General features: G+C 70.1%; 19 protein-coding genes. 10 read left to right on the top strand and 9 right to left on the bottom strand.

The window, feature by feature from the left end; translation table 11 throughout:
* Window positions 1-325: 325 nt before the first annotated feature.
* Window positions 326-670 carry a WhiB family transcriptional regulator gene (locus AC0699_RS10770; protein WP_266381103.1) on the top strand — a complete coding sequence of 115 codons (345 nt, stop codon included), beginning with the start codon at window positions 326-328 and terminating at the stop codon, window positions 668-670.
* Between the two features lie 27 nt (window positions 671-697).
* Here the strand turns inward: AC0699_RS10770 and bagB are convergent, their stop codons facing one another.
* Complete coding sequence (bagB, locus tag AC0699_RS10765) at window positions 698-1,972, bottom strand: ATPase BagB (protein WP_478658249.1); 1,275 nt, start codon at window positions 1,970-1,972, stop codon at window positions 698-700.
* Window positions 1,973-1,975: 3 nt separating this feature from the next.
* The gene (bagA, locus tag AC0699_RS10760) at window positions 1,976-2,950 is read right to left on the bottom strand and encodes an ATPase BagA (RefSeq protein ID WP_478658246.1); all 975 of its coding nucleotides are present in this window, start codon (window positions 2,948-2,950) and stop codon (window positions 1,976-1,978) included.
* Between the two features lie 185 nt (window positions 2,951-3,135).
* On the opposite strand from bagA, the gene AC0699_RS10755 reads away from it, so the two are divergent.
* The 6 genes from AC0699_RS10755 to AC0699_RS10730 all read left to right on the top strand — a co-directional run bounded on the left by AC0699_RS10755 (window position 3,136) and on the right by AC0699_RS10730 (window position 9,342).
* On the top strand, window positions 3,136-3,294 hold the full coding sequence (locus tag AC0699_RS10755) for a Sp36 family protein (protein WP_003967454.1): 159 nt from the start codon (window positions 3,136-3,138) through the stop codon (window positions 3,292-3,294).
* Between the two features lie 8 nt (window positions 3,295-3,302).
* Window positions 3,303-3,770 carry a RidA family protein gene (locus AC0699_RS10750; RefSeq protein ID WP_478658566.1) on the top strand — a complete coding sequence of 156 codons (468 nt, stop codon included), beginning with the start codon at window positions 3,303-3,305 and terminating at the stop codon, window positions 3,768-3,770.
* A 177-nt stretch (window positions 3,771-3,947) separates the two neighbouring features.
* Window positions 3,948-6,506 carry a PQQ-dependent sugar dehydrogenase gene (locus AC0699_RS10745; protein ID WP_478658563.1) on the top strand — a complete coding sequence of 853 codons (2,559 nt, stop codon included), beginning with the start codon at window positions 3,948-3,950 and terminating at the stop codon, window positions 6,504-6,506.
* Window positions 6,507-6,588: 82 nt separating this feature from the next.
* Window positions 6,589-7,464 (top strand): NUDIX hydrolase, encoded by an 876-nt coding sequence (locus AC0699_RS10740; protein WP_478658243.1) that lies wholly within the window; start codon window positions 6,589-6,591, stop codon window positions 7,462-7,464.
* Window positions 7,461-8,291 (top strand): MBL fold metallo-hydrolase, encoded by an 831-nt coding sequence (locus AC0699_RS10735; RefSeq protein ID WP_478658240.1) that lies wholly within the window; start codon window positions 7,461-7,463, stop codon window positions 8,289-8,291. The genes AC0699_RS10740 and AC0699_RS10735 overlap by 4 nt, the downstream gene beginning before the upstream one ends.
* A gap of 166 nt (window positions 8,292-8,457) precedes the next feature.
* Window positions 8,458-9,342: a prohibitin family protein gene (locus tag AC0699_RS10730; RefSeq protein ID WP_478658237.1), complete on the top strand. Its 885-nt coding sequence runs from the start codon at window positions 8,458-8,460 to the stop codon at window positions 9,340-9,342.
* Between the two features lie 114 nt (window positions 9,343-9,456).
* Here the strand turns inward: AC0699_RS10730 and AC0699_RS10725 are convergent, their stop codons facing one another.
* A complete protein-coding gene (locus AC0699_RS10725) occupies window positions 9,457-10,131 on the bottom strand; it encodes a Crp/Fnr family transcriptional regulator (protein WP_017947815.1) in 675 nt (224 codons plus the stop codon).
* 373 nt (window positions 10,132-10,504) lie between these two features.
* On the opposite strand from AC0699_RS10725, the gene nth reads away from it, so the two are divergent.
* The 3 genes from nth to AC0699_RS10710 all read left to right on the top strand — a co-directional run bounded on the left by nth (window position 10,505) and on the right by AC0699_RS10710 (window position 13,463).
* Entirely contained in the window at window positions 10,505-11,317 is an 813-nt protein-coding gene (nth, locus tag AC0699_RS10720) for an endonuclease III (protein WP_478658234.1), read from the top strand.
* 147 nt (window positions 11,318-11,464) lie between these two features.
* Window positions 11,465-12,160 carry an NUDIX hydrolase gene (locus AC0699_RS10715; RefSeq protein ID WP_478658231.1) on the top strand — a complete coding sequence of 232 codons (696 nt, stop codon included), beginning with the start codon at window positions 11,465-11,467 and terminating at the stop codon, window positions 12,158-12,160.
* A gap of 103 nt (window positions 12,161-12,263) precedes the next feature.
* A complete protein-coding gene (locus tag AC0699_RS10710; RefSeq protein WP_478658228.1) occupies window positions 12,264-13,463 on the top strand; it encodes a MarP family serine protease in 1,200 nt (399 codons plus the stop codon).
* A 15-nt stretch (window positions 13,464-13,478) separates the two neighbouring features.
* Here AC0699_RS10710 and AC0699_RS10705 read toward each other — a convergent pair whose 3' ends face one another.
* From AC0699_RS10705 to AC0699_RS10680, 6 genes are all read right to left on the bottom strand, one after another.
* Window positions 13,479-13,658 (bottom strand): hypothetical protein, encoded by a 180-nt coding sequence (locus AC0699_RS10705; RefSeq protein ID WP_478658226.1) that lies wholly within the window; start codon window positions 13,656-13,658, stop codon window positions 13,479-13,481.
* A 212-nt stretch (window positions 13,659-13,870) separates the two neighbouring features.
* Window positions 13,871-14,839, bottom strand: coding sequence for an alpha/beta fold hydrolase (locus AC0699_RS10700; RefSeq protein WP_478658223.1), 969 nt, complete (start codon window positions 14,837-14,839; stop codon window positions 13,871-13,873).
* The gene (locus AC0699_RS10695) at window positions 14,836-15,342 is read right to left on the bottom strand and encodes a phage holin family protein (RefSeq protein ID WP_478658220.1); all 507 of its coding nucleotides are present in this window, start codon (window positions 15,340-15,342) and stop codon (window positions 14,836-14,838) included. Before AC0699_RS10695 ends, AC0699_RS10700 begins: the two co-directional genes overlap by 4 nt.
* Before the next feature lie 39 nt (window positions 15,343-15,381).
* The gene (nhaA, locus tag AC0699_RS10690) at window positions 15,382-16,776 is read right to left on the bottom strand and encodes a Na+/H+ antiporter NhaA (protein ID WP_478658218.1); all 1,395 of its coding nucleotides are present in this window, start codon (window positions 16,774-16,776) and stop codon (window positions 15,382-15,384) included.
* Window positions 16,777-17,053: 277 nt separating this feature from the next.
* A complete protein-coding gene (gene acs, locus AC0699_RS10685; RefSeq protein ID WP_478658215.1) occupies window positions 17,054-19,018 on the bottom strand; it encodes an acetate--CoA ligase in 1,965 nt (654 codons plus the stop codon).
* 308 nt (window positions 19,019-19,326) lie between these two features.
* Window positions 19,327-21,747, bottom strand: coding sequence for a bifunctional SulP family inorganic anion transporter/carbonic anhydrase (locus AC0699_RS10680; RefSeq protein ID WP_478658213.1), 2,421 nt, complete (start codon window positions 21,745-21,747; stop codon window positions 19,327-19,329).
* Window positions 21,748-21,981 lie beyond the last annotated feature (234 nt).

The raw sequence follows: 21,981 nt of genomic DNA, 5'->3' as shown, positions 1-21,981 counted from the left end.
TCTCAACTGTCACAGCAGTGCGGTTGCGTATCAATACCCCGCGACACCCCCACCCATCTTCGCCCAACCCCCCGGCTGCCCCGAGGCGACGACCTCCCCTGTCGCCAGGACTCAACTGCCCGGGATTGTCGGAATTGTTACGTATACCCTCAGCTCACTCCCCTGGGTGATCTGCCGCGTACGCATAGTCCGTTCGGGCCATTCAAGATTGGGCCCGAAGGGGGTGTTGCGCTGTGCCCACCTTCCGTAACGTCCTCAACTGGCAGCGGTGAATATGCCTCTGCCGCCGTGGGGGAGCCTCGATTCGGGAGAGGACGGCGCCGGCATGGGCTGGGTAACCGACTGGAGTGCGCAGGCAGCCTGCCGCACTACCGATCCGGATGAACTGTTCGTACAAGGAGCGGCGCAGAACAGGGCCAAGGCGGTGTGCACCGGATGCCCGGTGCGGACCGAGTGCCTGGCCGACGCGCTCGACAATCGTGTCGAGTTCGGCGTATGGGGTGGCATGACCGAGCGGGAGCGGCGCGCATTGCTGCGCAGGCGCCCCACAGTGACCTCCTGGCGCCGGCTGCTCGAGACCGCACGTACCGAGTACGAGCGGAGCGCGGGCATCCTGCCCGTGGGCCTGGAGGACGACGAGACCTACGAGACGTACGCGGCTGTGGGCTAGGGCCTGTCCGCCGGTACGGATGTGCCGTTACGCAGCTCCGGCCGGAGACCCACCGGTCGCGAGCCGGTCACCGATGGCCCGAAGTCCTGCGAGGTCGTGCACATCCCCCGGCAGGGCGGCCACCTCGGCCACGGGCACCTCGGGATGGAGTGCGGTGAAGCGGTCGCGCGTTCGCTGTTCACGCGCGAGCACCTGCATCCGTTCGGCATGCAGGCGCAGCAGACCTGCGGTCAGCTCGGGGGTCGCCTGCGATGAGGAGGGCTCGGGCGCCGACTCCACGGCGGGAGAGGGGTCCGTGGTGTCACGAACACCAGCCTTCCCGGCCCCCTGATCCACAATGCGGCCCTCATCAAGATTTTCTGCGGCGGCGAGCGCCCGCTCGGCCGACAGCCGGGCGGCGCCGCTGCCATGGACCCGATTGAGCACCAGTCCGGCCAGTGGCATTTCCTCCGCCGCCAGGCGCTCCACGAAGTACGCCGCCTCGCGCAGCGCGTCCCGCTCCGGGGCGGCGACCACGAGGAACGCCGTGCCGGGCGCCTGCAGCAGCCGGTATGTGGCATCCGCGCGGGTACGGAACCCGCCGAACATGGTGTCCATCGCGGCCACGAAGGTCTGTACGTCGCGCAGGAGCTGACCGCCCAGCAACTTGCCGAGCGTTCCGGTCATCATCGACATACCGACATTGAGGAACTTCATCCCGGCCCGGCCGCCCATCTTCGCCGGGGCCATCAACAGCCGGATGAACTTGCCGTCCAGGAAGGAGCCGAGCCGCTTCGGTGCGTCCAGGAAGTCCAGCGCCGAGCGCGACGGCGGAGTGTCGACCACGATCAGGTCCCACTCGTCGCGCGCCCGCAGCTGCCCCAGCTTCTCCATCGCCATGTACTCCTGTGTGCCCGCGAAGCCGGCCGACAGGGACTGGTAGAAGGGGTTCTCCAGGATGGCGCGGGCCCGTGCCGGGTCCGCGTGCGCCTCGACGATCTCGTCGAAGGTGCGCTTCATGTCGAGCATCATGGCGTGCAGTTCCCCGGAGCCCTTGATGCCCTCCACCCGGCGCGGGGTGTTGTCGAGCAGATCGATCCCCATCGACTGGGCCAGCCGACGGGCCGGGTCGATGGTGAGGACGACCACCTTGCGGCCGCGCTCCGCCGCCCGTACGCCCAGGGCTGCCGCGGTCGTCGTCTTGCCGACCCCGCCCGCGCCGCAGCACACGATGATGCGGGTCCCCGGGTCGGCCAGCAGCGGATCGATGTCGAGCAGCGGCGTGTCCTGCAGCGCGATGCCATGCGTCATGGACGGCGTCATGCGTTATCCGTTCTCCCCGTTCACACCGAGCTTCCGCAGTTCGGCCGCCAGCTGGTACAGCCCGGCCAGATCGACCCCCTCGCTCAGCAGGGGAAGTTCGTACGTCGGCAGATCGAGCGCGCTCAGCACGCCGCGCTGCTCGCGCTCCAGCTCGACGCGCTGCGCGTGCTCGGCGGCCTGCTCCAGCAGCGGCGTGACCAGTCTGGCCGCGCCGCTGACACCCGCCGCGGTGAGCGATGCGGCGATGTCCTTGCGGCGGCTCGTGGTCGCGGCGGTCCGCACCGCCTCCTCGTCGAGGATGTGCGGCCGCACCATGTTGACGATCACCTTGCCGGTGGGGAGGCTCGCGTCGTGCAGCTCGGCGACGCCGTCCGCGGTCTCCTGGACCGGCATCTCCTCCAGCAGCGTCACCAAGTGCACCGCCGTCTCCGCCGACTTGAGGACCCGCATCACGGCCTGCGCCTGATTGTGTATCGGGCCGATCTTCGCGAGGCCCGCCACCTCGTCGTTGACGTTCAGGAAGCGGGTGATGCGGCCGGTGGGCGGGGCGTCCATGACGACGTGGTCGTAGGCGTACTGCCCCTTCTTGTCCCGACGGCGCACGGCCTCGCACGCCTTGCCGGTCAGCAGCACGTCCCGGACGCCCGGGGCGATCGTCGTCGCGAAGTCGATGGCGCCGAGCTTCTTCAGGGCGCGGCCCGCCGAGCCCAGCTTGTAGAACATCTGGAGGTAGTCGAGGAGGGCCCGCTCGGCGTCGATGGCCAGCGCGAAGACCTCGCCGCCGCCAGGGGCGACGGCGATCTTCCGTTCCTCGTAGGGCAGCGCCTCCGTCTCGAAGAGCTGCGCGATGCCTTGCCTGCCCTCGACCTCGACGAGGAGGGTGCGCTTTCCCTCGGTCGCGAGGGCGAGCGCGAGGGCCGCGGCGACCGTCGTCTTACCGGTACCGCCCTTGCCGCTGACGACCTGAAGCCTGCTCACGCCTTCGAGCCTAACCAGTCGCCCCGCCGCCTAAGCGACCCCGGGTCGGCTTGTGTGGGTGAGGCTGCCCACGGGCTGCGCCACTGGACCGGCCGGGCCGCGTCGACGGGTCGGCCGGGCTGCGGCACGGGACCCGGCCGGGCTGCGTCACGAGGCTGCCCGCCCGTGCGGCTACAGTCGGCACCATGACCAAGTGGGAATACGCGACCGTGCCCCTTCTCGTGCACGCGACCAAGCAGATCCTGGACACCTGGGGCGAGGACGGCTGGGAGCTCGTCCAGGTCGTTCCCGGGCCGAACAACCCCGAGCAGCTCGTGGCCTACCTGAAGCGGGAGAAGGCCTGATGGCCGCGGTGAGCGCCGTCGAGGCGAAGCTCGCCGAGCTCGGCCTGACGCTGCCGGAGGTCGTACCGCCGCTGGCCGCGTACCAGCCGGCCGTGCAGTCCGGCCCGTACGTCTACACCGCGGGTCAGCTCCCGATGGTGGAGGGCAAGCTTCCGGTCACCGGCAAGGTAGGCGCCGAGGTCACCGCGGAGGAGGCCAAGGAGCTGGCCGCCACCTGTGCGCTGAACGCGCTGGCCGCCGTGAAGTCGGTAGCCGGTGACCTGGACCGTATCGCCCGTGTCGTGAAGGTCGTCGGCTTTGTCGCCTCCGCCTCCGACTTCACCGGGCAGCCGGGCGTCATCAACGGCGCGAGCGAGCTGCTCGGTGCGGTGCTCGGCGACAAGGGCGTGCACGCGCGCAGCGCCGTGGGTGTCGCGGTGCTGCCGCTGGACGCCCCGGTCGAGATCGAGATCCAGGTGGAGCTCGTCCAGGACTGAATCGCCGGTCAGTACGTATGCGGCCCTGAGCCCCGTTTCCCGGCGGGCTCGGGGCCGCACTCGCGTTTTCGGCAATCCCTTGCATCATCCCTTGACGTGGCCATGCCCACGGGTGTGCCCTGTTCGTGGTTAGGAACCTTTCCTATCCATCTGAATCGGGAGGATCCCGTGGCACCAATCCCCCGCAGACCGCGCCGAGCGGTCGGTGCCCTCGTGGCCGCGGCCACCGCGGCGTCAGCCGTGGCGCTGCCGAGTCCGAGCTCGGCCGCCCAGCCCGCGGCCGCCACCGTCGTACGGTACGAGGCCGAGTCCGCGACGATCTCGCAGGGCGCCGTCGAGTCCAACCACGCTGGCCACTCCGGCACCGGTTTCGTCAACTTCTCGGCCGTCAGCGGCGCGTACGTCGAGTTCACCGTCGACTCGGCGCAGGCTGCCGACGCGAAGCTGGACTTCCGCTACGCCAGCGCCACCGCCGACCGTCCGCTGGACATCGCCGTGGGCGGCGTCACCGTCGCCGACGACCGGTCGTTCCCGGCCACCGGCGCCTGGACGACCTGGCAGACCGTCTCCGTCAACGCCGTGCTGAAGGCGGGCAGCAACAAGATCCGCGCCACGACCTCGGGCGTCGACGGGCCGAACCTCGACAAGCTGACCGTGACCGCGACAGGCCCCGCCGACACCGAGCGGCCCACCGCGCCGCCGAATCTGCGCAAGGACAAGGAGCCGACGGCCACCACCGTCTCGCTCGCCTGGGACGCCGCCACCGACAACGTCGGCGTCACCGGCTACGACATCTACCAGCACGGCCAGCTGATGAAGAAGGTCAGCGGTACGACGCTCGCGGCGACCGTCGAGAACCTCGACCCCGGGACGACGTACGACTGGACCGTCTTCGCCCGCGACGCGGCCGGCAACGCCTCCGTCGCGAGCAACGCCGTCACCATCGCCACCCTGCCCGCCCCGCCGGACGACCAGGCACCGACGGCCCCCGCGAACCTGCGCTCCCCGGCGAAGACCGCGACCACCGTCGACCTCGCCTGGGACGCCTCGACCGACAATGTGAAGGTCACCGGGTACGAGATCCACCGCGACGGAGTTCTGTCGGGCACCTCCGACACGACCGGCACCAGCGTCGCGGGCCTGACCGCCGAAACCGCCTACACGTTCAAGGTCAGGGCGTACGACGCGAAGGGCAACAAGTCCGGCTTCAGCCCGGAGATCACCGTCACGACCGCCGACAGCCGGCCGGGCGGCACCCCCGACCCGGGCGCGGTCTCCACCCTCGCGAGCGGCGTGGACGTCGCCTGGGGCCTCGGCTTCCTTCCCGACGGCACCGGCATCTACACCGAGCGCAACACCTTCAACGTCTACAAGCTGACCAAGTCCGGTACGAAGACGCTGGTCGGCAAGGTGCCCAACTCCCAGACCACGGGCGGCGAAGGCGGCCTGATGGGCATCGAGATCAGCCCGACGTTCACCACCGACCACTACCTCTACTTCCTCCACACCTCCTCCGAGGGCAACCGCATCGCGCGGATGACCCTGGAGAAGAACACCCTCAGCGGCTACAAGGTGCTGCTGCAGGGCATGGAGAAGAGCAGGTTCCACAACGGCGGCCGGCTGCGCTTCGGCCCTGACGGCAAGCTGTACGCGTCGATGGGTGATGCCCAGACCGAGTCGCGGGCGCAGGACAACACCTCGCTCAACGGCAAGATCCTGCGGATCAACCCCGACGGCTCCGTCCCGTCCGACAACCCCTTCGGCAACGCCGTCTGGTCGAAGGGCCACCGCAATCCGCAGGGCCTGGACTTCGACTCCAAGGGCCGGCTGTGGCAGGCGGAGTTCGGCGACGGAACCATGGACGAGGTCAACCTCATCCAGAAGGGCGGCAACTACGGCTGGCCCAACTGCGAGGGCACGTCGGGCAGCTGCTCCGGCTACATCGCGCCGAAGAAGACCTGGCCGGTCTCCTCGGCCTCGCCCAGTGGCCTGACGATCATCAACGACCATGTCTTCGTCGCCACGACGCGCGGCGAGCGGGTCTACCGGATGCGGATCGACTCCTCCGCCGGCCTGGTCGAGCAGAAGACGTACTTCCAGGGGACGTACGACCGGCTGCGCACGGTCGAGGTCGACCACGACGGCGACATCTGGCTGACCACGTCCACCGACAAGGACGGTACGGCCGGGAACGACCGGATCCTGCGGATCGACATCGTCCACTCGGGCGGCACGACGCCTGGTGAGTTCAAGCTGACCAGCGGCGCCTTCAACGACAACGCGTCCATCCCGGCGAAGTACACCTGCGCCGGGGACGGCACCGCGGGCCAGGACGCCTCGCCGCCACTGGCGTGGGGCGCGGGGACGACCGCGGCCAAGGCGTACGCGATCGTCTTCGCCGATGTCGCGAACGGCGGCAACAAGCTCCACTGGGCGATCTGGGACATCCCCGCGGCCAGGCTCTCCCTGCCGGAGGGGCTCGGTTCGGGATTCGACGTCCCGGGCCAGAGCCCGGCGAAACAGAAGGCCATGGGCAGCGGGGGAAACTCGAAGAAGTACTTCGGCCCCTGCCCCGGCGGCTCGACCCATCCGTACACCTTCACGCTGTACGCGCTGAACACGGCCACCGTGCCGGGGATCGGCTCCGGGTCGACGATGGCTCAGATCGAGACGGCGATCAGGAACGCGAGCACCGCGAACGTGAAGCTCCGCGGTAACTCCGACGCCGCTGCGTGAGGTGACCGGGCGGTGACCGGCCCGCGGTGCGGCGGGCCGGTCACCCCTCGAACATCCGGGCGTGAGCGCATAGCATCCGCCCATGTCCAATGGTCAGTGGTACCCACCGGAATGGCCCGACCGGATCCGGGCGCTCGCCGAGGGCGCGCTCGCCGCCGTCACCCCGAGACGGGCGGCGACCGTGATGCTGCTCAAGGACAGCCCCGAGGGCGTACACGTCCACATGCTGCGCCGCCGCGCTTCCATGGCCTTCGCCGGAGGCGCGTACGTGTACCCCGGCGGCGGCGTGGACGAGCGGGACTCCAGGCCGGTCCGGTGGGCGGGTCCCGCCCTCGCGGAGTGGAAGGACCGGCTCGGCGTCGAGGACGAGCCGTCCGCGCAGGCCATCGTGTGTGCGGCGGTCCGTGAGACGTACGAGGAGGCGGGCGTCCTGCTCGCCGGTGAGACCGCGGACTCGGTCGTCGGCGACACCACGGGCGACGACTGGGAGGCGGACCGGGCGGCACTCGTCGACCGGGAGCTGTCGTTCGCGGAGTTCCTGGACCGCCGGGGTCTGGTGCTGCGCTCGGATCTGCTGGGCGCGTGGGCCCGCTGGATCACCCCGGAATTCGAGCCGCGGCGCTTCGACACCTGGTTCTTCGTCGCGGCCCTCCCGGAGGGCCAGCGGACCAGGAACGCCTCCACGGAGGCCGACCGTACGGTGTGGATCAGGCCTGAGGAGGCCGCCGCGGGGTACGACAAGGGCGAGCTGCTGATGATGCCGCCGACGATCGCCACGCTGCGGGTGCTCGGCCGGTACGCGGCCGCCGGCGACGCCCTCGCGGCGGCCGCCGAGCAGGATCTCACTCCGATCCTCGCTCAGGCACGCTTGGAGGGCGACGAGCTGATCCTGAGCTGGCCCGGCCACGACGAATTCACCAAGCACATCCCGACGGGATCCACGGGAGGCTCCGCATGACGAACGCATCGGCGCTGCCGGGGCAGCCGCGCGACGCGGTCGTGTCCGGCCCGGCGACAGTGCGGGCGGTCAACGTGCTGGCCCCCAACGCGTCGGCGATGACCCTGGACGGCACCAACACCTGGATCGTCTCCGAGCCGGACTCCGAACTCGCCGTCGTCATCGACCCGGGGCCCCTGGACGACATACACCTGCAGAACGTCGTCGCGACCGCCGAGAAGGCCGGGAAGCGTATCGCCCTGACCCTGCTCACCCACGGGCACCCGGACCACGCGGAGGGGGCGGGACGGTTCGCCGAGCTGACGCGCACCAAGGTGCGCGCCCTCGACCCTGCGCTGCGCCTCGGCGACGAGGGGCTCGCGGCGGGCGAGGTCATCCGTACCGGCGGGCTCGAGCTGCGGGTCGTTCCCACCCCCGGCCACACCGCCGACTCGCTCTGCTTCCATCTGCCGGCCGACGGGGCCGTACTCACCGGCGACACGATCCTCGGCCGCGGTACGACGGTCGTCGCGCATCCCGACGGCCGCCTCGGCGACTATCTCGACTCGCTGCGCCGGCTCCGCTCGCTGACGGTCGACGACGGGGTGCACATGGTGCTTCCGGGCCATGGACCGGTCCTGGAGGACGCCCAGGGCGCCGTCGAGTTCTACCTCGCCCACCGTGCGAACCGCCTCGCCCAGGTCGAGACGGCCGTCGAGAACGGCCACAGCACGGCGGCCGACGTGGTGGCGCATGTGTACGCGGACGTGGACCGGTCCCTGTGGCCCGCGGCGGAGCTCTCCGTCAGGGCGCAGCTGGAGTATCTGCGGGAGCACGGCCTGATCTAGGTGTATTGATCACGAGTGCCGGCGACGCTCGTGATCGATACACCTGGGAGCCTGCACCACGGGCCGGGACCCGGTCCGGACCACGGGCCGGGACCCGGTCCGGGCGGTACCACCCGTGTGCCTTACGCTCCGCTTACTTGCAGCGTTTCGTACTTGGGGGGAAGCCGTGTTCGTCCTGTCCATCCTGCTTGTCATCGCCGCGGTGGTGATGTTCTTCGTCGCGCGCGCGAGCGACAAGCGCGGACTCATGTTCGGCGCCGTCGGCGCGCTGATCGCCGGTCTCTTCGCGGGCATCGCCAGCATGGTGTACGTCGTCAGCGCGTACGAGGTCGGCGTCCCGGTCGCGTTCGGCAAGGTCGGCGCGCCCATGACGTCCGGCATGCACGTCAAGTCGCCGTTCACGAACGTCACGACGTTCTCGACCCGCCCGGTCGACCTCAACCTCTCCGACAAGGACGTGGTCGAGGTGCGCTCCAGCCAGGGCGGTGTGATGTACGCGGAGGTCACCGTGAAGTGGGCCGTGACCCCGGCGAAGGCGGTGGAGCTCTACAAGCTGGCGGGCAGTGAGGACGCCATCCAGCAGCGCCTCGTCTACCCGGACAGCCGGGAGATCATCCGCAATGTCTTCGCCCGCTACACGAGCGAGCAGGGCTACGCCTCGGCCCGCGAGAAGATCAACACCGAGATCGGCCTGCTCATCAAGGAGCGGCTGGCCCCGCGCGGCATCGATGTGACCACGGTCAACCTGCGCAATGTGAAGCCGTCGGACCGGCTGCAGGACCAGATCGACCGCAAGATCCAGCAGCAGCAGGCGACGGAGCGGGCGACCGAGGCCGCGCGTACGGCGAAGGCGGAGGCCGAGCGGCGCCGTATCGAGGCGGAGGGCATCGCCCGCGCCAACAAGATCCTGAACAACTCGCTCAGCGACAAGGTCCTGATGAACCAGTGCATCGACGCCTTCAAGGACGCGTCGGCCAAGCACCCGGTGTACGCGGTTCCGTGCGGCGGCGGCAGCGGGAACCCGCTGATCGTGGACGGCACGAAGAACTGACGGTGCGTACGAGGTAGGGCCGCACGTACGAGATAGGGCCGCACGAGGCAGGGCCGTACGTACGCGAAGGGGCCGCACGGCGGATCGCCGGACGGCCCCTTCGCACGCGTACGACTAGCGCGAACGCTTGGCGAGCCGCTCCACGTCCAGCAGGATCACGGCCCGAGCCTCCAGCCGCAGCCAGCCGCGCTGCGCGAAGTCGGCGAGCGCCTTGTTGACGGTCTCGCGGGAGGCGCCGACCAGCTGGGCCAGCTCCTCCTGGGTCAGGTCGTGCACGACGTGGATGCCCTCCTCCGACTGCACGCCGAAGCGGCGCGACAGGTCGAGGAGCGCGCGGGCGACACGGCCCGGTACGTCGGAGAAGACCAGGTCGGACATCTGGTCGTTGGTCTTGCGGAGCCGGCGGGCGACCGCGCGCAGCAGGGCGGTGGCCACCTCGGGGCGCGCGTTCAGCCAGGGCTGGAGGTCGCCGTGACCCAGGCCCAGCAGCTTGACCTCGGTGAGCGCGGTGGCGGTCGCCGTGCGCGGGCCCGGGTCGAAGAGGGACAGCTCGCCGATCAGCTCGCCGGGGCCGAGCACCGCCAGCATGTTCTCGCGGCCGTCGGGGGAGGTGCGGTGAAGCTTGACCTTGCCCTCGGTGACCACGTACAGGCGGTCGCCGGGGTCACCCTCGTGGAAGAGCGCGTCGCCGCGGGCGAGCGTCACTTCACTCATCGAGGCGCGGAGCTCCGCGGCCTGCTCGTCATCGAGCGCCGCGAAGAGCGGGGCGCGCCGCAGAACGTCGTCCACGAGTTCTCTCCTTGTCGACCTGCTCAGGGGACGGTGGTCCCCATGATGCCGCACACCAAAACAGTGCGATCGATCACAAGGGTCCAACACAAGTCTGACGCACCGCCGTGTACGGCTGTGCGGCAGGGGCCGATTCGGGTGGCGATCGGCCATGGCCGGGGCGGATGTCAGCGGTGACCTTTAGGCTGGCCGGGTGTCCAATTCGCCGGTGAGAGCACAGGCCAAGGGGGCCGGGAGAGTGTCAGGGGAGCAGAATTCCGCTGTGGGCGAACACGATTCGCCTGAGCCGACAAAAGTAACAAAAGCGACAAATAGGACGGCTTCGGAGGTCGCGAAGACCTCGAAGGCCTCGAAGACCTCGGCGAAGCCTGCGGTGAAGGCGCCGGCGGGTTCCACGCGGTCCGGGGCGAAGGCGGCGAAGCCGGAGTCGCGGCTGGCGATGGTGCGCCGCGCCCGCCGGATCAACCGTGAGCTGGCCGAGGTGTATCCGTACGCCCACCCGGAGCTCGACTTCCAGAACCCCTTCCAGCTGCTCGTCGCGACCGTCCTCTCCGCCCAGACGACCGATCTGCGGGTCAACCAGACGACGCCCGCGCTGTTCGCGAAGTACCCGACGCCCGAGGACATGGCCGCGGCCGTGCCGGAGGAGCTCGAAGAGATCATCCGGCCCACCGGCTTCTTCCGGGCCAAGGCGAAGTCCCTGATCGGCCTCTCCACGGCCCTCCGGGACAACTTCGGCGGCGAGGTCCCGGGCCGGCTGAAGGACCTGGTCACGCTGCCCGGCGTGGGCCGCAAGACGGCCTTCGTGGTGCTCGGCAACGCGTTCGGGGTGCCGGGGATCACCGTGGACACCCACTTCATGCGGCTCGCTCGGCGCTGGAAATGGACGGACCAGGACGACCCGGTCAAGATCGAGGCGGAGATCGCCGAGATCTTCCCCAAGAGCGAGTGGACGATGCTCTCCCACCGGGTGATCTTCCACGGCCGCCGTATCTGCCACGCCCGCAAGCCCGCCTGCGGCGCCTGCCCGATCACGCACCTCTGCCCTGCGTACGGCGAGGGCGAGACCGACCCGGAGAAGGCCCGGAAGCTCCTCAAGTACGAGCTCGGCGGCTATCCGGGCCAGCGCCTGAACCCACCACCCGACTACCCGGGCAAGCCGGCGCCGCCGCTGGGCGCCTCATGACGCGCTCCCGCGGTGGGCCGCTGCCGCCCTGCCCCCGCCTCTGCGGCAGGGGCAGGGGCGAAGGCGGGACGGCCGGTCCCGCGATCTTTTCCGCGACGGGTGGAACGATCGCGACCACCGCAGGCGTTGCACACGACGGGGGTGCCCATGACACGCACGGATGAGACGTACGACGGCGACATGGCCGTGACCGGCGACGGGCTGCCCGAGTGGCTGGCGCCGGTCGAGCGGGCCGCCAGGACCGTCGCCCCCGAGCAGCTCAGCCGGTTCCTGCCGCCCGCGAGCGGCGGAGGCCGCCAGTCCGCCGTGCTCATCCTCTTCGGGGACGGTGCCCAAGGCCCCGAGCTGCTGCTCATGGAGCGAGCCGGCAGCCTCCGGTCGCACGCCGGGCAGCCTTCCTTCCCCGGCGGCGCCCTCGACCCCGAGGACGGCGACCCCGCCACCACCGGTCCGCTCCGGGCCGCCCTCCGCGAGGCCCAGGAGGAGACCGGCCTGGACCCGGCAGGCGTCCAGATCTTCGGGGTGCTGCCCCGGCTCTACATCCCCGTGAGCGGCTTCGTCGTGACCCCCGTCCTCGGCTGGTGGCGCGATCCGAGCCCCGTCGCCGCGGTCGACCCCGCCGAGACCGCCCGGGTCTTCACGGTCCCCGTGGCGGATCTCACGGATCCGGCCAACCGTGCGACGACCGTCCATCCCAGCGGCCACCGTGGTCCGGCATTTCTGGTCGAATCGGCCCTGGTCTGGGGTTTTACCGCCGGTGTGATCGACCGCATCCTCCACTTCGCGGGCTGGGAGCGACCATGGGACCGGGCGAAGCAGGTCCCGCTCGACTGGCGCGCATGAGACCGTGGCTCACGTGCTCCGTTCCCCCGGAGTGTGAATCCGGGACCCCCGATACCCCCAGCCGGACGGAGTGCCGGACGACGAATCTGCGAGGCTAACGACGGTGAACGTGCTGGACATCCTGTTGCTGGTCGCCGCCGTGTGGTTCGCGATCGTCGGCTATCGCCAGGGCTTCGTCGTCGGCATCCTGTCGGTGATCGGCTTCCTCGGCGGCGGACTCGTCGCCGTCTATCTGCTCCCGTTCCTCTGGGACCGGATGACGGGCGAGAGCGAGGCCTCCACGACGGCCGTGATCGTCTTCGTCGTGGTCGTGATCGTCTTCGCCTCCGTCGGGCAGGCCTTCACCACCCACCTGGGCAACAAGCTCAGGCGCTACATCACGTGGTCACCGGCGCGCGCCCTCGACGCCACGGGCGGCGCGCTCGTCAACGTCGTCGCGATGCTGCTCGTCGCGTGGCTGATCGGCTCCGCTCTCGCGGGCACGTCGCTGCCGACGCTCGGCAAGGAAGTCCGTAACTCCAAGGTGCTCCTCGGAGTGTCGCGGGTGATGCCGAGTCAGGCGTCCACGTGGTTCACCGACTTCTCCGCGATCCTCGCGCAGAACGGCTTCCCGCAGGTCTTCAGCCCCTTCGCCAACGAACCCATCACCGAGGTCAGCGCCCCCGACCCGGCGCTCGTCAACAGCCCGGTCGCGGCCCGCGCACAGCGGTCCATCGTCAAGGTCGTCGGCACGGCCCCGAGCTGCAACAAGGTCCTGGAAGGCACCGGCTTCGTCTTCGCACCGCGCCGCGTCATGACCAACGCGCACGTGGTCGGCGGTGTCGACGAGCCGACCGTGCAGATAGGCGGCCAGGGCCGGCTGTACGACGCCAAGGTCGTCCTCTACGACTGGCAGCGCGACATCGCCGTACTGGACGTCCCGGACCTCCAGGCAACGCCGCTCCAGTTCACCGAGACCGATGCCCGCACCGGCGACAGCGCGATCGTCGCCGGCTTCCCGGAGAACGGCTCGTACGACGTACGCTCCGCGCGCGTCCGCGGCCGTATCGACGCCAACGGCCCCGACATCTACCGCCGCGGTGAGGTGCGCCGCGATGTGTACTCGCTGTTCGCGACGGTCCGCCAGGGCAATTCCGGCGGCCCGCTCCTCACCACCGACGGCCGGGTGTACGGCGTGATCTTCGCCCGGTCGCTGGACGACGCCAGCACGGGTTATGCGCTGACGGCGGATGAGATCCGCGACGACATCACGCAGGGTCGCGCTGCGAACCAGGAGGTCGACAGTCAGGGATGCGCGCTGTGACGCCGTAGCGGGACGTCAGCCGCGAGGATGGCGCAGCCGTGCCGAGACCCAGCGGGCCCGGCGGCGGAGGATACGGGGGATCCCGAGCCGGGGATCATGGCCCCGCCCTTGCGGGCCACCCCTCTCGTATGTGATCGGCGCTGCGGCCGAGCGTGAGTTGCGTGCTGTGTCACCGTAGTCGTACGTCCAGCCCATACCCCGACGTGTGCCCGTGCCCCAAGGTCGGTAACCGCATCGGGGCCCGCCAATTGGCCTATGCGCCGGGCAATCCCCGTTCGCCGCACACCCGTTCCCAGGGGTCGACCCCGGGCCCCCGGCAGTGGGCTGTGTTGTCCCGGGGGTCGACCCCCGGACCCCCGGCCGTGGCGGTGTGGTGCCTGGTGTTGCTTGTTCCGGTTCTGGGTGGTCTATCGGTCTGGTTCGGGGTCTTTGAGCCAGCTGATGAGCTCGTTCGAGAACGCCACCGGGTCCTCCTCATGAGGGAAGTGCCCCAGGCCGTCGAAGAGGCGCCAGCGGTAGGGCGCTTCGACGTACTCGCCCGAGCCCGCCGCGCTGCGGGTGCGCATCGCCGGGTCCAGTGAGCCGTGCAGATGGAGCGTCGGTACCCGTACCGGCCGCTTCATGCGGCGGTTGAACTGGATGCCGTCCGGACGGGCCATCGACCGCACCATCCACCGGTACGGCTCGATCGAGCAGTGCGCCGTCGACGGGATGCTCATGGCCCGCCGGTACACGTCCAGCGCCTTCTCCTCGGGCGGCCGCGGACCCGACCATTCCTGGATCAGCCGGCCCACCAAGGCCGCGTCGTCAGCGACCAGCTGACGCTCCGGCAGCCACGGTCGCTGGAAGCTCCAGACGTACGACCCGGCGCGGCTCTGCGCGAAGTCGCCGAGCATCGACGACCGCCAGCGGCGAGGATGCGGCATAGAGGAGACCGCGAGCCGGCGCACCAGCTTGGGGCGCATCACCGCCGCGGTCCAGGCGAGGTACCCGCCCAGGTCGTGGCCGACGAGCGCCGCGTCCGGCTCGCCGAGGGACCGTACGACGCCGGTGATGTCGAGCGCGAGGTTCGCGGGGTCGTAGCCCCGGGGCGTACGGTCGCTGCCGCCCACGCCCCGCAGATCCATCGCCACCGCGCGGAACCCCGCGTCGGCGAGCGCGGTCAGCTGGTGCCGCCACGTCCACCAGAACTGCGGAAAGCCGTGCAGCAGCAGTACCAGCGGCCCGTCGCCCATCTCCGCGATATGGAAGCGCGCACCATTGGCCGCCACGTCGCGGTGGGTCCAGGGACCGTCGATGCGGACGGGGCTGCCGTTGCTGTTGCCGTTTCCGCTGCCGTTTCCGTTGCGGACAGATGGCGTATCAGAGGCCGTCATGCGGATGAGCGTGCCACAGGAGCGGCCGAGTCCTCGGCCTTACGAGGGTGCGGCTTCACGTTCTGCAGCACGGCGGCGGTCTGCTTGGCCGAGGCGATGGACCTCTCCGGCGGCTTGACGTTCTTGAACTTGGACCGGGCGATCAGCGCGAGCAGCCCCGCGAGCAGCAGGAACGCCGCGCCCACGATCAGGAACGACCAGGCGAGCCCGAGGCCCAGATTGTGGATCCCGTAGGCGGCGGCGAAGCTCAGCACCGGCAGCGAGAACAGCGCCAGGACGCCCGCTACGCTTATGGCCGCGCCGCCCGTGACGCCGCGCTTCACGTCCTGCCGGATCTCGGCCTTGGCGAGTGCGATCTCGTCGTGCACCAGTGCGGACATCTCGGCGGTCGCCGTCGCGACCAGCTGTCCGACGGTCCGGTCGGCGCCCGCCAGCCGGACCGGCCCGACCGCGTCACCCGCGGCTTCGAAGGCGGTGGCTGCGCTGCTGCCGGGGTCGCTCATCGGTGACTCCCTCATCTCTGCTTCGGATCCGTTGTCAGATCATGCCGGACTGTCGCCGTCACTGCGCGACGCCCCCGCGACTTCCGCCTTGCGTCGATGCTCCGCGGCCTTCTCCTCGTAGATCGCGGCCATCCGGAGGTGGTACTCCGGGTTGTGCTCCTCGTACACGTCGGGAATGCCGTCGCGGTCGTCGTCGCGCTCCTCCTCCTCGTACAGCGCCTGGTACGTGCGTACCCGGAGTTTCAGCAGCACGGCGGCGAGCACGGCGGCGATGAACGAGCCCAGCAGTACCGCGGCCTTGACCTCGTCTGTCAGCGTCGCGTTCCCCGCGAAGGCAAGCTCGCCGATGAGCAGGGAGACAGTGAAGCCGATCCCGGCGAGCGCGGCCACGGCGAAGACGTCCGGCCAGGCCAGATCCTCGTTGAGCTCGGCCCTGGTGAAGCGCGCGGCGAGCCAGGTGCCGCCGAAGATGCCGACCGCCTTGCCGACCACCAGGCCGAGCACGACACCCAGGGTCTCGGGCTTGGTGAAGACGTCCTGGAGGGCGCTGCTGGAAACGCTCACTCCGGCCGAGAACAGGGCGAACAGCGGCACGGCGAGACCGGCGGAGATGGGCCGTACGAGATGCTCGATGTGCTCGCCGGGGGAGTGCTCCTCGCCCTCTTCATGGTGGCAGCGCAGCATCAGGCCCATCGCGACACCGGCGATGGTGGCGTGGACGCCGCTGTTGTACATCAGGCCCCAGATGACGAGGGCCAGCGGGATGTACACGTACCAGCCGCGTACGCGCTTGCGCAGCAGCAGCCAGAAGACGCCGAGTCCGACGACCGCGCCGCCGAGCGCGGCGAAGTTCAGGTCGCTGGTGAAGAAGACCGCGATGATCAGGATCGCGAACAGGTCGTCGACGACCGCGAGGGTGAGCAGGAACGCGCGTATCGCGGACGGCAGCGAGGTCCCGATCACCGCGAGGACGGCGAGTGCGAAGGCAATGTCGGTGGCGGTGGGCACCGCCCAGCCGGCCAGGGAGCCGCCGCCTGCGACGTTGACCAGCGTGTAGACGATGGCGGGCGCGGCCATGCCGCAGATCGCGGCGATGACCGGCAGGGCCGCTGCCTTGGGGTCGCGCAGCTCGCCCGCGACCAGCTCACGCTTGAGCTCGATGCCTGCGACGAAGAAGAAGATGGCGAGCAGTCCGTCGGCCGCCCAGTGCTGAACGGACAGGTCGAGGCCGAGCGATGCGGGGCCGATGTGGAAGTCGCTCACGGCCTCGTAGCTGCGACCCAGGGGCGTGTTCGCCCAGATGAGTGCGGCGACTGTGGCGACGAGCAGCAGGATGCCGCCGACGGTCTCGGTGCGCAGGGCGTCCGCCACGAACGTCCGCTCGGGGAGTGAGAGGCGTCCGAGGAACTTGCGGGGAGTGGTGGGCGCGGCCACGAGCGGGGACCTCCGGTCGGGTGGGCATGACTGAGCACATGCCGACCAGACTTCCCGGCACACCTAGGTTTTCTTGTCGCGTCCTTGTCGTGTCATTGATGCGAGTAATTACTTTACCTAAGAACATGCCCAGGCGCGCAACGGGGTATCCGGCGATCTTCAGATTATGCGTAAAAGGGGCACCCGGCGCGTTGCTTCCGGGTGCCCCAGGCAGTGTGCCGAAGCGGACCTCAGTCCTCCGACGAGGACGGCCTCAGTCCTCCGACGGGAGCGGACCTCAGTCCTCCGAGGCCGCCGTCGGGAGTTTGGACTGGATGAGGTCCATGACGGAGGAGTCGGTGAGGGTGGTGACGTCGCCGAGCTGGCGGTTCTCCGCGACGTCGCGGAGCAGGCGGCGCATGATCTTGCCGGAGCGGGTCTTGGGCAGTTCGGCCACCGGGAGGATCCGCTTGGGTTTGGCGATGGGTCCGAGGGTGGCGGCGACGTGGTTGCGCAGCTCTGTGACGAGGGTCGAGTCCTCGGCGTCGGCTGCTGCTGTGCCGCGCAGGATCACGAAGGCGACGATGGCCTGGCCGGTTGTCTCGTCGGCGGCGCCGACGACGGCTGCTTCGGCGACCTTGGGGTGGGAGACGAGTGCGGACTCGACTTCGGTGGTGGAGATGTTGTGCCCGGAGACGAGCATGACGTCGTCGACGCGGCCGAGGAGCCAGATGTCGCCGTCGTCGTCCTTCTTGGCGCCGTCGCCCGCGAAGTACTTGCCTTCGAAGCGGGACCAGTAGGTGTCGATGAAGCGCTGGTCGTCGCCCCAGATGGTGCGCAGCATCGAGGGCCAGGGCTCGGTCAGGACGAGGTAGCCTCCGCCGCCGTTGGGTACCTCGTGTGCTTCGTCGTCGACGACGGTTGCGGAGATGCCGGGCAGGGGGCGCTGGGCGGAGCCGGGCTTGGTCTCGGTGACGCCGGGCAGTGGTGAGATCATCATCGCGCCGGTCTCGGTCTGCCACCAGGTGTCGACGATCGGGGTATTGCCGGCGCCGATGTGGTCCCGGTACCAGATCCAGGCTTCGGGGTTGATCGGCTCACCGACCGAGCCGAGCAGGCGCAGGCTCGTCAGGTCGAACTTGGCGGGGATGTCGTCTCCCCACTTCATGAAGGTGCGGATCGCGGTCGGTGCGGTGTAGAGGATGGTGACGCCGTACTTCTGCACGATCTCCCAGAACCGGCCCTGGTGCGGAGTGTCGGGGGTGCCCTCGTACATCACCTGGGTCGCGCCGTTGGCCAGGGGTCCGTAGGTGATGTAGGAGTGGCCGGTCACCCAGCCGATGTCGGCGGTGCACCAGTAGACGTCGGTGGCGGGCTTGAGGTCGAAGACGGCGTGGTGGGTGTAGGCGGCCTGGGTGAGGTAGCCGCCCGAGGTGTGCAGGATGCCCTTCGGCTTACCCGTCGTGCCGGAGGTGTAGAGGATGAAGAGCGGGTGCTCGGCCTCGAACGCCTCGGGGGTGTGCTCGGCCGGCTGGCGGGAGACGATGTCGTCCCACCACACATCCCGGCCCTCGGTCCAGGCCACGTCCTGACCCGTGCGGCGCACGACGAGTACATGCTGCACGCGGTCGACGCGGTTGATGGCCTCGTCGACGGCGGGCTTGAGTGCGGACGGCTTGCCGCGTCGGTAGCCGCCGTCGGCGGTGATGACGAGCTTGGCGTCGGCGTCCTCGATGCGCGTGGCGATGGCGTCGGCGGAGAAGCCGCCGAAGACCACCGAGTGCGCGGCGCCGATCCGGGCGCAGGCGAGCATCGCGATGACAGCCTCGGGGATCATGGGCAGGTACACGGCCACCCGGTCGCCCTTGGTGACGCCCAGCTCGGTCAGCGCGTTGGCCGCCCTGGAGACCTCGTCCTTCAGCTCGGCATAGGTCAGGGCCCGGCTGTCGCCCGGCTCGCCCTCGAAGTGAATGGCGACGCGGTCGCCGAGGCCCGCCTCGACGTGCCGGTCCACGCAGTTGTACGCGACGTTGAGCGTGCCGTCGGCGAACCACTTCGCGAACGGCGGGTTCGACCAGTCCAGGGTCTCGGTCGGCTCGGTGGCCCAGGTCAGGCGCCGCGCCTGCTCGGCCCAGAAGCCAAGCCTGTCCGCCTCGGCCTGCTCGTACGCCGCAGCCGTGACATTGGCGTGCGCGGCCAGCTCGGCCGGCGGCGCGAACCGCCGCTCTTCCTTCAAGAGGTTGGCCAGGCTTTCGTTGCTCACGACATCTCCCTTTCCCAGGGCGTCCTATGTGCCTATGTGTCCCAGGCCATAGCTCATCAGCCAGAAGGCCGGGTGACAAGAGTCTTCAGAAAATTGGTTTAGACCTATGTGGTTCAGGGTCTGTACATGCGGCCTGTCTTGGCGAGGTGCGAGGGCGAGGTGCGGGGGGTGAGGTGCGGGGGCAGGGCGATGGCAGCGGGGCGCGGTCGGCCGGGTCGGCCCGGCTGCGCTACGGGACAGCGGCCCCCTCTCCCCGGGCGGTGGGGAGAAGGGGCCACACTTTTTCACGTATGCCGCGGCCGGTCGGTTCAGGCCGCGCCCGTCCGGGCGGGTGTGTGCTTCGCATCCGGCGGGCCGGGGGTGACCCGGTCGAAGACCTCGTCGATACGGTCGGCCCCGTCGCCGTCCGCCAGCAGATACGCCTGGGCCTCGCCGACGTGGAAGTACATCCCGTGCAACTGCAGCGTGCCCTCGGCGAGCCGCCGCGCCACCGCCTCGTGCGCTCGAAGATGCTCCAACTGCTGGACCACATTGGTGAGACACAGCTGCTCCACCGCATCGGCGGGCAGCCGCCCGGAGATCCTGGCCCAGGAGTGGTGCCGGGACCTCATCCGCTCAAGACTGGGCCGGCCGTGCCGCAGCCAGCGCCCCAGCGGGGTCTGTGCGTCGTTGTCGTCGGGCGGGCCGGTCAGCAGGGCCTGCATCGCGCCGCAGCCGGAGTGGCCGCAGATCGTGATCGACTCCACCTGGAGGATGTTCACTGCGTAGTCGATCGCCGCTGCGACGGAGTCGTCCCCGCTCTCCTCGCCCGGCAGGGGCACCAGATTGCCCACGTTCCGTACGGTGAACAGGTCTCCCGGACCACTCGCCGTGATCATGCTCGTGACGAGCCGGGAGTCCGCACAGGTCAGAAAGAGCTGGGACGGGCTCTGGCCTTCCCGGGCGAGCCGCGCGAGTTCGTCGCGCACCAGCGGCGCCGTATTGCGCTGGAAGGAGCTGAGTCCGCTGGCCAGTTGGTGCCCGTGCACCCCGGGCCGCTGCTCGGGCCCCGCGGCGGGGTGCTCGCCGCAGTGGTGGTTGCGCCAGGCCGTCCAGGGTCGGCAGCAGGCGTGCGATTCCGATGCGGGCTCGGCGATCCGGCCTCCGGAGCGGCCCGTGAACTCCACCGTGCCGCCCTGTGCTTCATGAGCCGCCTGCCAGTCGTGCAGCGCTTCGTAGGCGGCGTGGTCCATGAACGAGCCGTCCAGCTCCACGACGGTGTCGGCGTCATGGGGTACCTGACCCAGCATCCGGCTCAGCCGCGGCACGGCCAGGAACGTCAACTGGCCCCGCACCCGCAACCGGTGCACCCCTTCGCGCTCCTCCATCGTGATCCGGGTCCTGGTCAGCCGGTGCAGTGCGACCGCGACCGCCACCGCGATCCCGATGGCCACGCCCTCCAGCACGCCGGTGAGTACGACGGCGGTCATCGTCGCCACGTACACCAGCATTTCGCGGTTCCGGCGCACGCTGCGCAGGTGCGTGATGTTGACCATCTGGACGCCGACGACCATCACCAGCGCGGCGAGCGCGGCCAGCGGGATCAGATCGAGTACGGGCACGAGCAACAGCGCGGCGACCGCGATCCACAGGCCGTGGAGCATGGTGGAGTGACGGCTCACGCCACCGGCCGACACATTGGCGGCGCTGCGCACGGCGACACCGGTGACCGGCAGCCCACCGAGCGCGCCGGAGACCACGTTCGCCGCGCCCTGGCCGGTCAGCTCCCGGTCGAGGTTGGCGCGCGGGACACGGACCTTGGGATTCTTGCGGGCAGCGACCAGCTTGTCGACGGCGACGGCGGAGAGCAGCGACTCGACGCTCCCCACCAGGGTGATGGTCAGGACGGCGGCGAGGAGGCCGAGCACCGGCCCGTCGGGCAGCTCGGGCAGGGCGTGGCTGCGCCAGGACGGCAGATCGACACGGGCGAGGGTCAGCCCGGCGAGCGCGGCCAGAGCGGTCGCGGCGACGACCGAGGCGAGTGCTGCCGGGATCTTCCGTACGATCCGGCCGGTGCGCCCCGGGATGCGTGGCCACGCGAGCAGCACGGCGATGGTCAGGACGCTGACCGAGAGCGCGGCGGGATGGAGCGCGGCCAGCTGGCCCGGAAGGCCCAGGACGTTGGCGACCGCGGAACTCTGGGGGGTGCCGCCGAGAACGATGTGTAGCTGTGCCAGCGCGATCGTGATGCCGATGCCGGCCAGCATGCCGTGCACGATCGCCGGGCTGACGGCGAGGGCCGAGCGGGCCACCCGGAGAGCGGAAAGGGCGAGTTGGGCGAGCCCGGCCAGCACGGTGATGGCACAGGTGGTGCGCCAGCCGTACTGCTGGATCACCTCGGCCGTGACCACGGTGAGCCCGGCAGCGGGGCCGCTGACCTGGAGCGGGGACCCGCCGAACAGTCCCACGACGATCCCGCCGACGGCGGCTGCCACGAGGCCCGCCTGGAGCGGTGCGCCGGTGGCCAGGGCGATGCCGAGGGAGAGCGGCAGCGCGATGAGGAAGACGCTGATCGAGGCGGACAGATCGGCGGGCGCGATCCGGAAACCTCTGGTGGGGCCGCGCCGGGGCCGGTGACCGCCGGCCGCGGGCTCCGCCGGCCGCGGCGGGCTGTGGGGGCGCTGGAGACGTGTGGTGCCGGTTGTACGGGTCGTGCGGATGGCGCGGACGGTGCGGACGGTGCGGGTCACGCGGCCCATCCGGCTCGAGCCGGTCGAGGGTGTCGAGGGTGTCGTGGGGGGCGTCGGTGGCGTGCAGGGAAAGTCGCAGGCGGACATGATTCCCGTCTCCTCCGGGGCAGCGCGGTCGCGGAATGTGGGGGACGCGGCCGTGGGTCACGGCGTACTGCGGCGGGATTCTCGAGTTCGGAGCCTGGACTCGGCGCGGGCTCAGCTCCGTAGTCTCAACGCTCGGTAAATGGATCG

This window comes from Streptomyces sp. NPDC043870, from assembly GCF_056435785.1.
The sequence above is the reverse complement of the archived record's forward strand: the minus strand, read 5'-3'. Positions and strand labels throughout refer to the sequence as shown.

Excerpts from the sequence above, each read along its gene's own strand:
- AC0699_RS10770 (WP_266381103.1), top strand. The coding sequence starts at position 326 with ATGGGCTGGGTAACCGACTGGAGTGCGCAGGCAGCCTGCCGCACTACC.
- bagB (WP_478658249.1), bottom strand. The coding sequence starts at position 1,972 with ATGACGCCGTCCATGACGCATGGCATCGCGCTGCAGGACACGCCGCTG.
- AC0699_RS10755 (WP_003967454.1), top strand. The coding sequence starts at position 3,136 with ATGACCAAGTGGGAATACGCGACCGTGCCCCTTCTCGTGCACGCGACC.
- AC0699_RS10740 (WP_478658243.1), top strand. The coding sequence starts at position 6,589 with ATGTCCAATGGTCAGTGGTACCCACCGGAATGGCCCGACCGGATCCGG.
- AC0699_RS10735 (WP_478658240.1), top strand. The coding sequence starts at position 7,461 with ATGACGAACGCATCGGCGCTGCCGGGGCAGCCGCGCGACGCGGTCGTG.
- AC0699_RS10715 (WP_478658231.1), top strand. The coding sequence starts at position 11,465 with ATGACACGCACGGATGAGACGTACGACGGCGACATGGCCGTGACCGGC.
- AC0699_RS10705 (WP_478658226.1), bottom strand. The coding sequence starts at position 13,658 with ATGGGCTGGACGTACGACTACGGTGACACAGCACGCAACTCACGCTCG.
- AC0699_RS10700 (WP_478658223.1), bottom strand. The coding sequence starts at position 14,839 with ATGACGGCCTCTGATACGCCATCTGTCCGCAACGGAAACGGCAGCGGA.
- AC0699_RS10695 (WP_478658220.1), bottom strand. The coding sequence starts at position 15,342 with ATGAGCGACCCCGGCAGCAGCGCAGCCACCGCCTTCGAAGCCGCGGGT.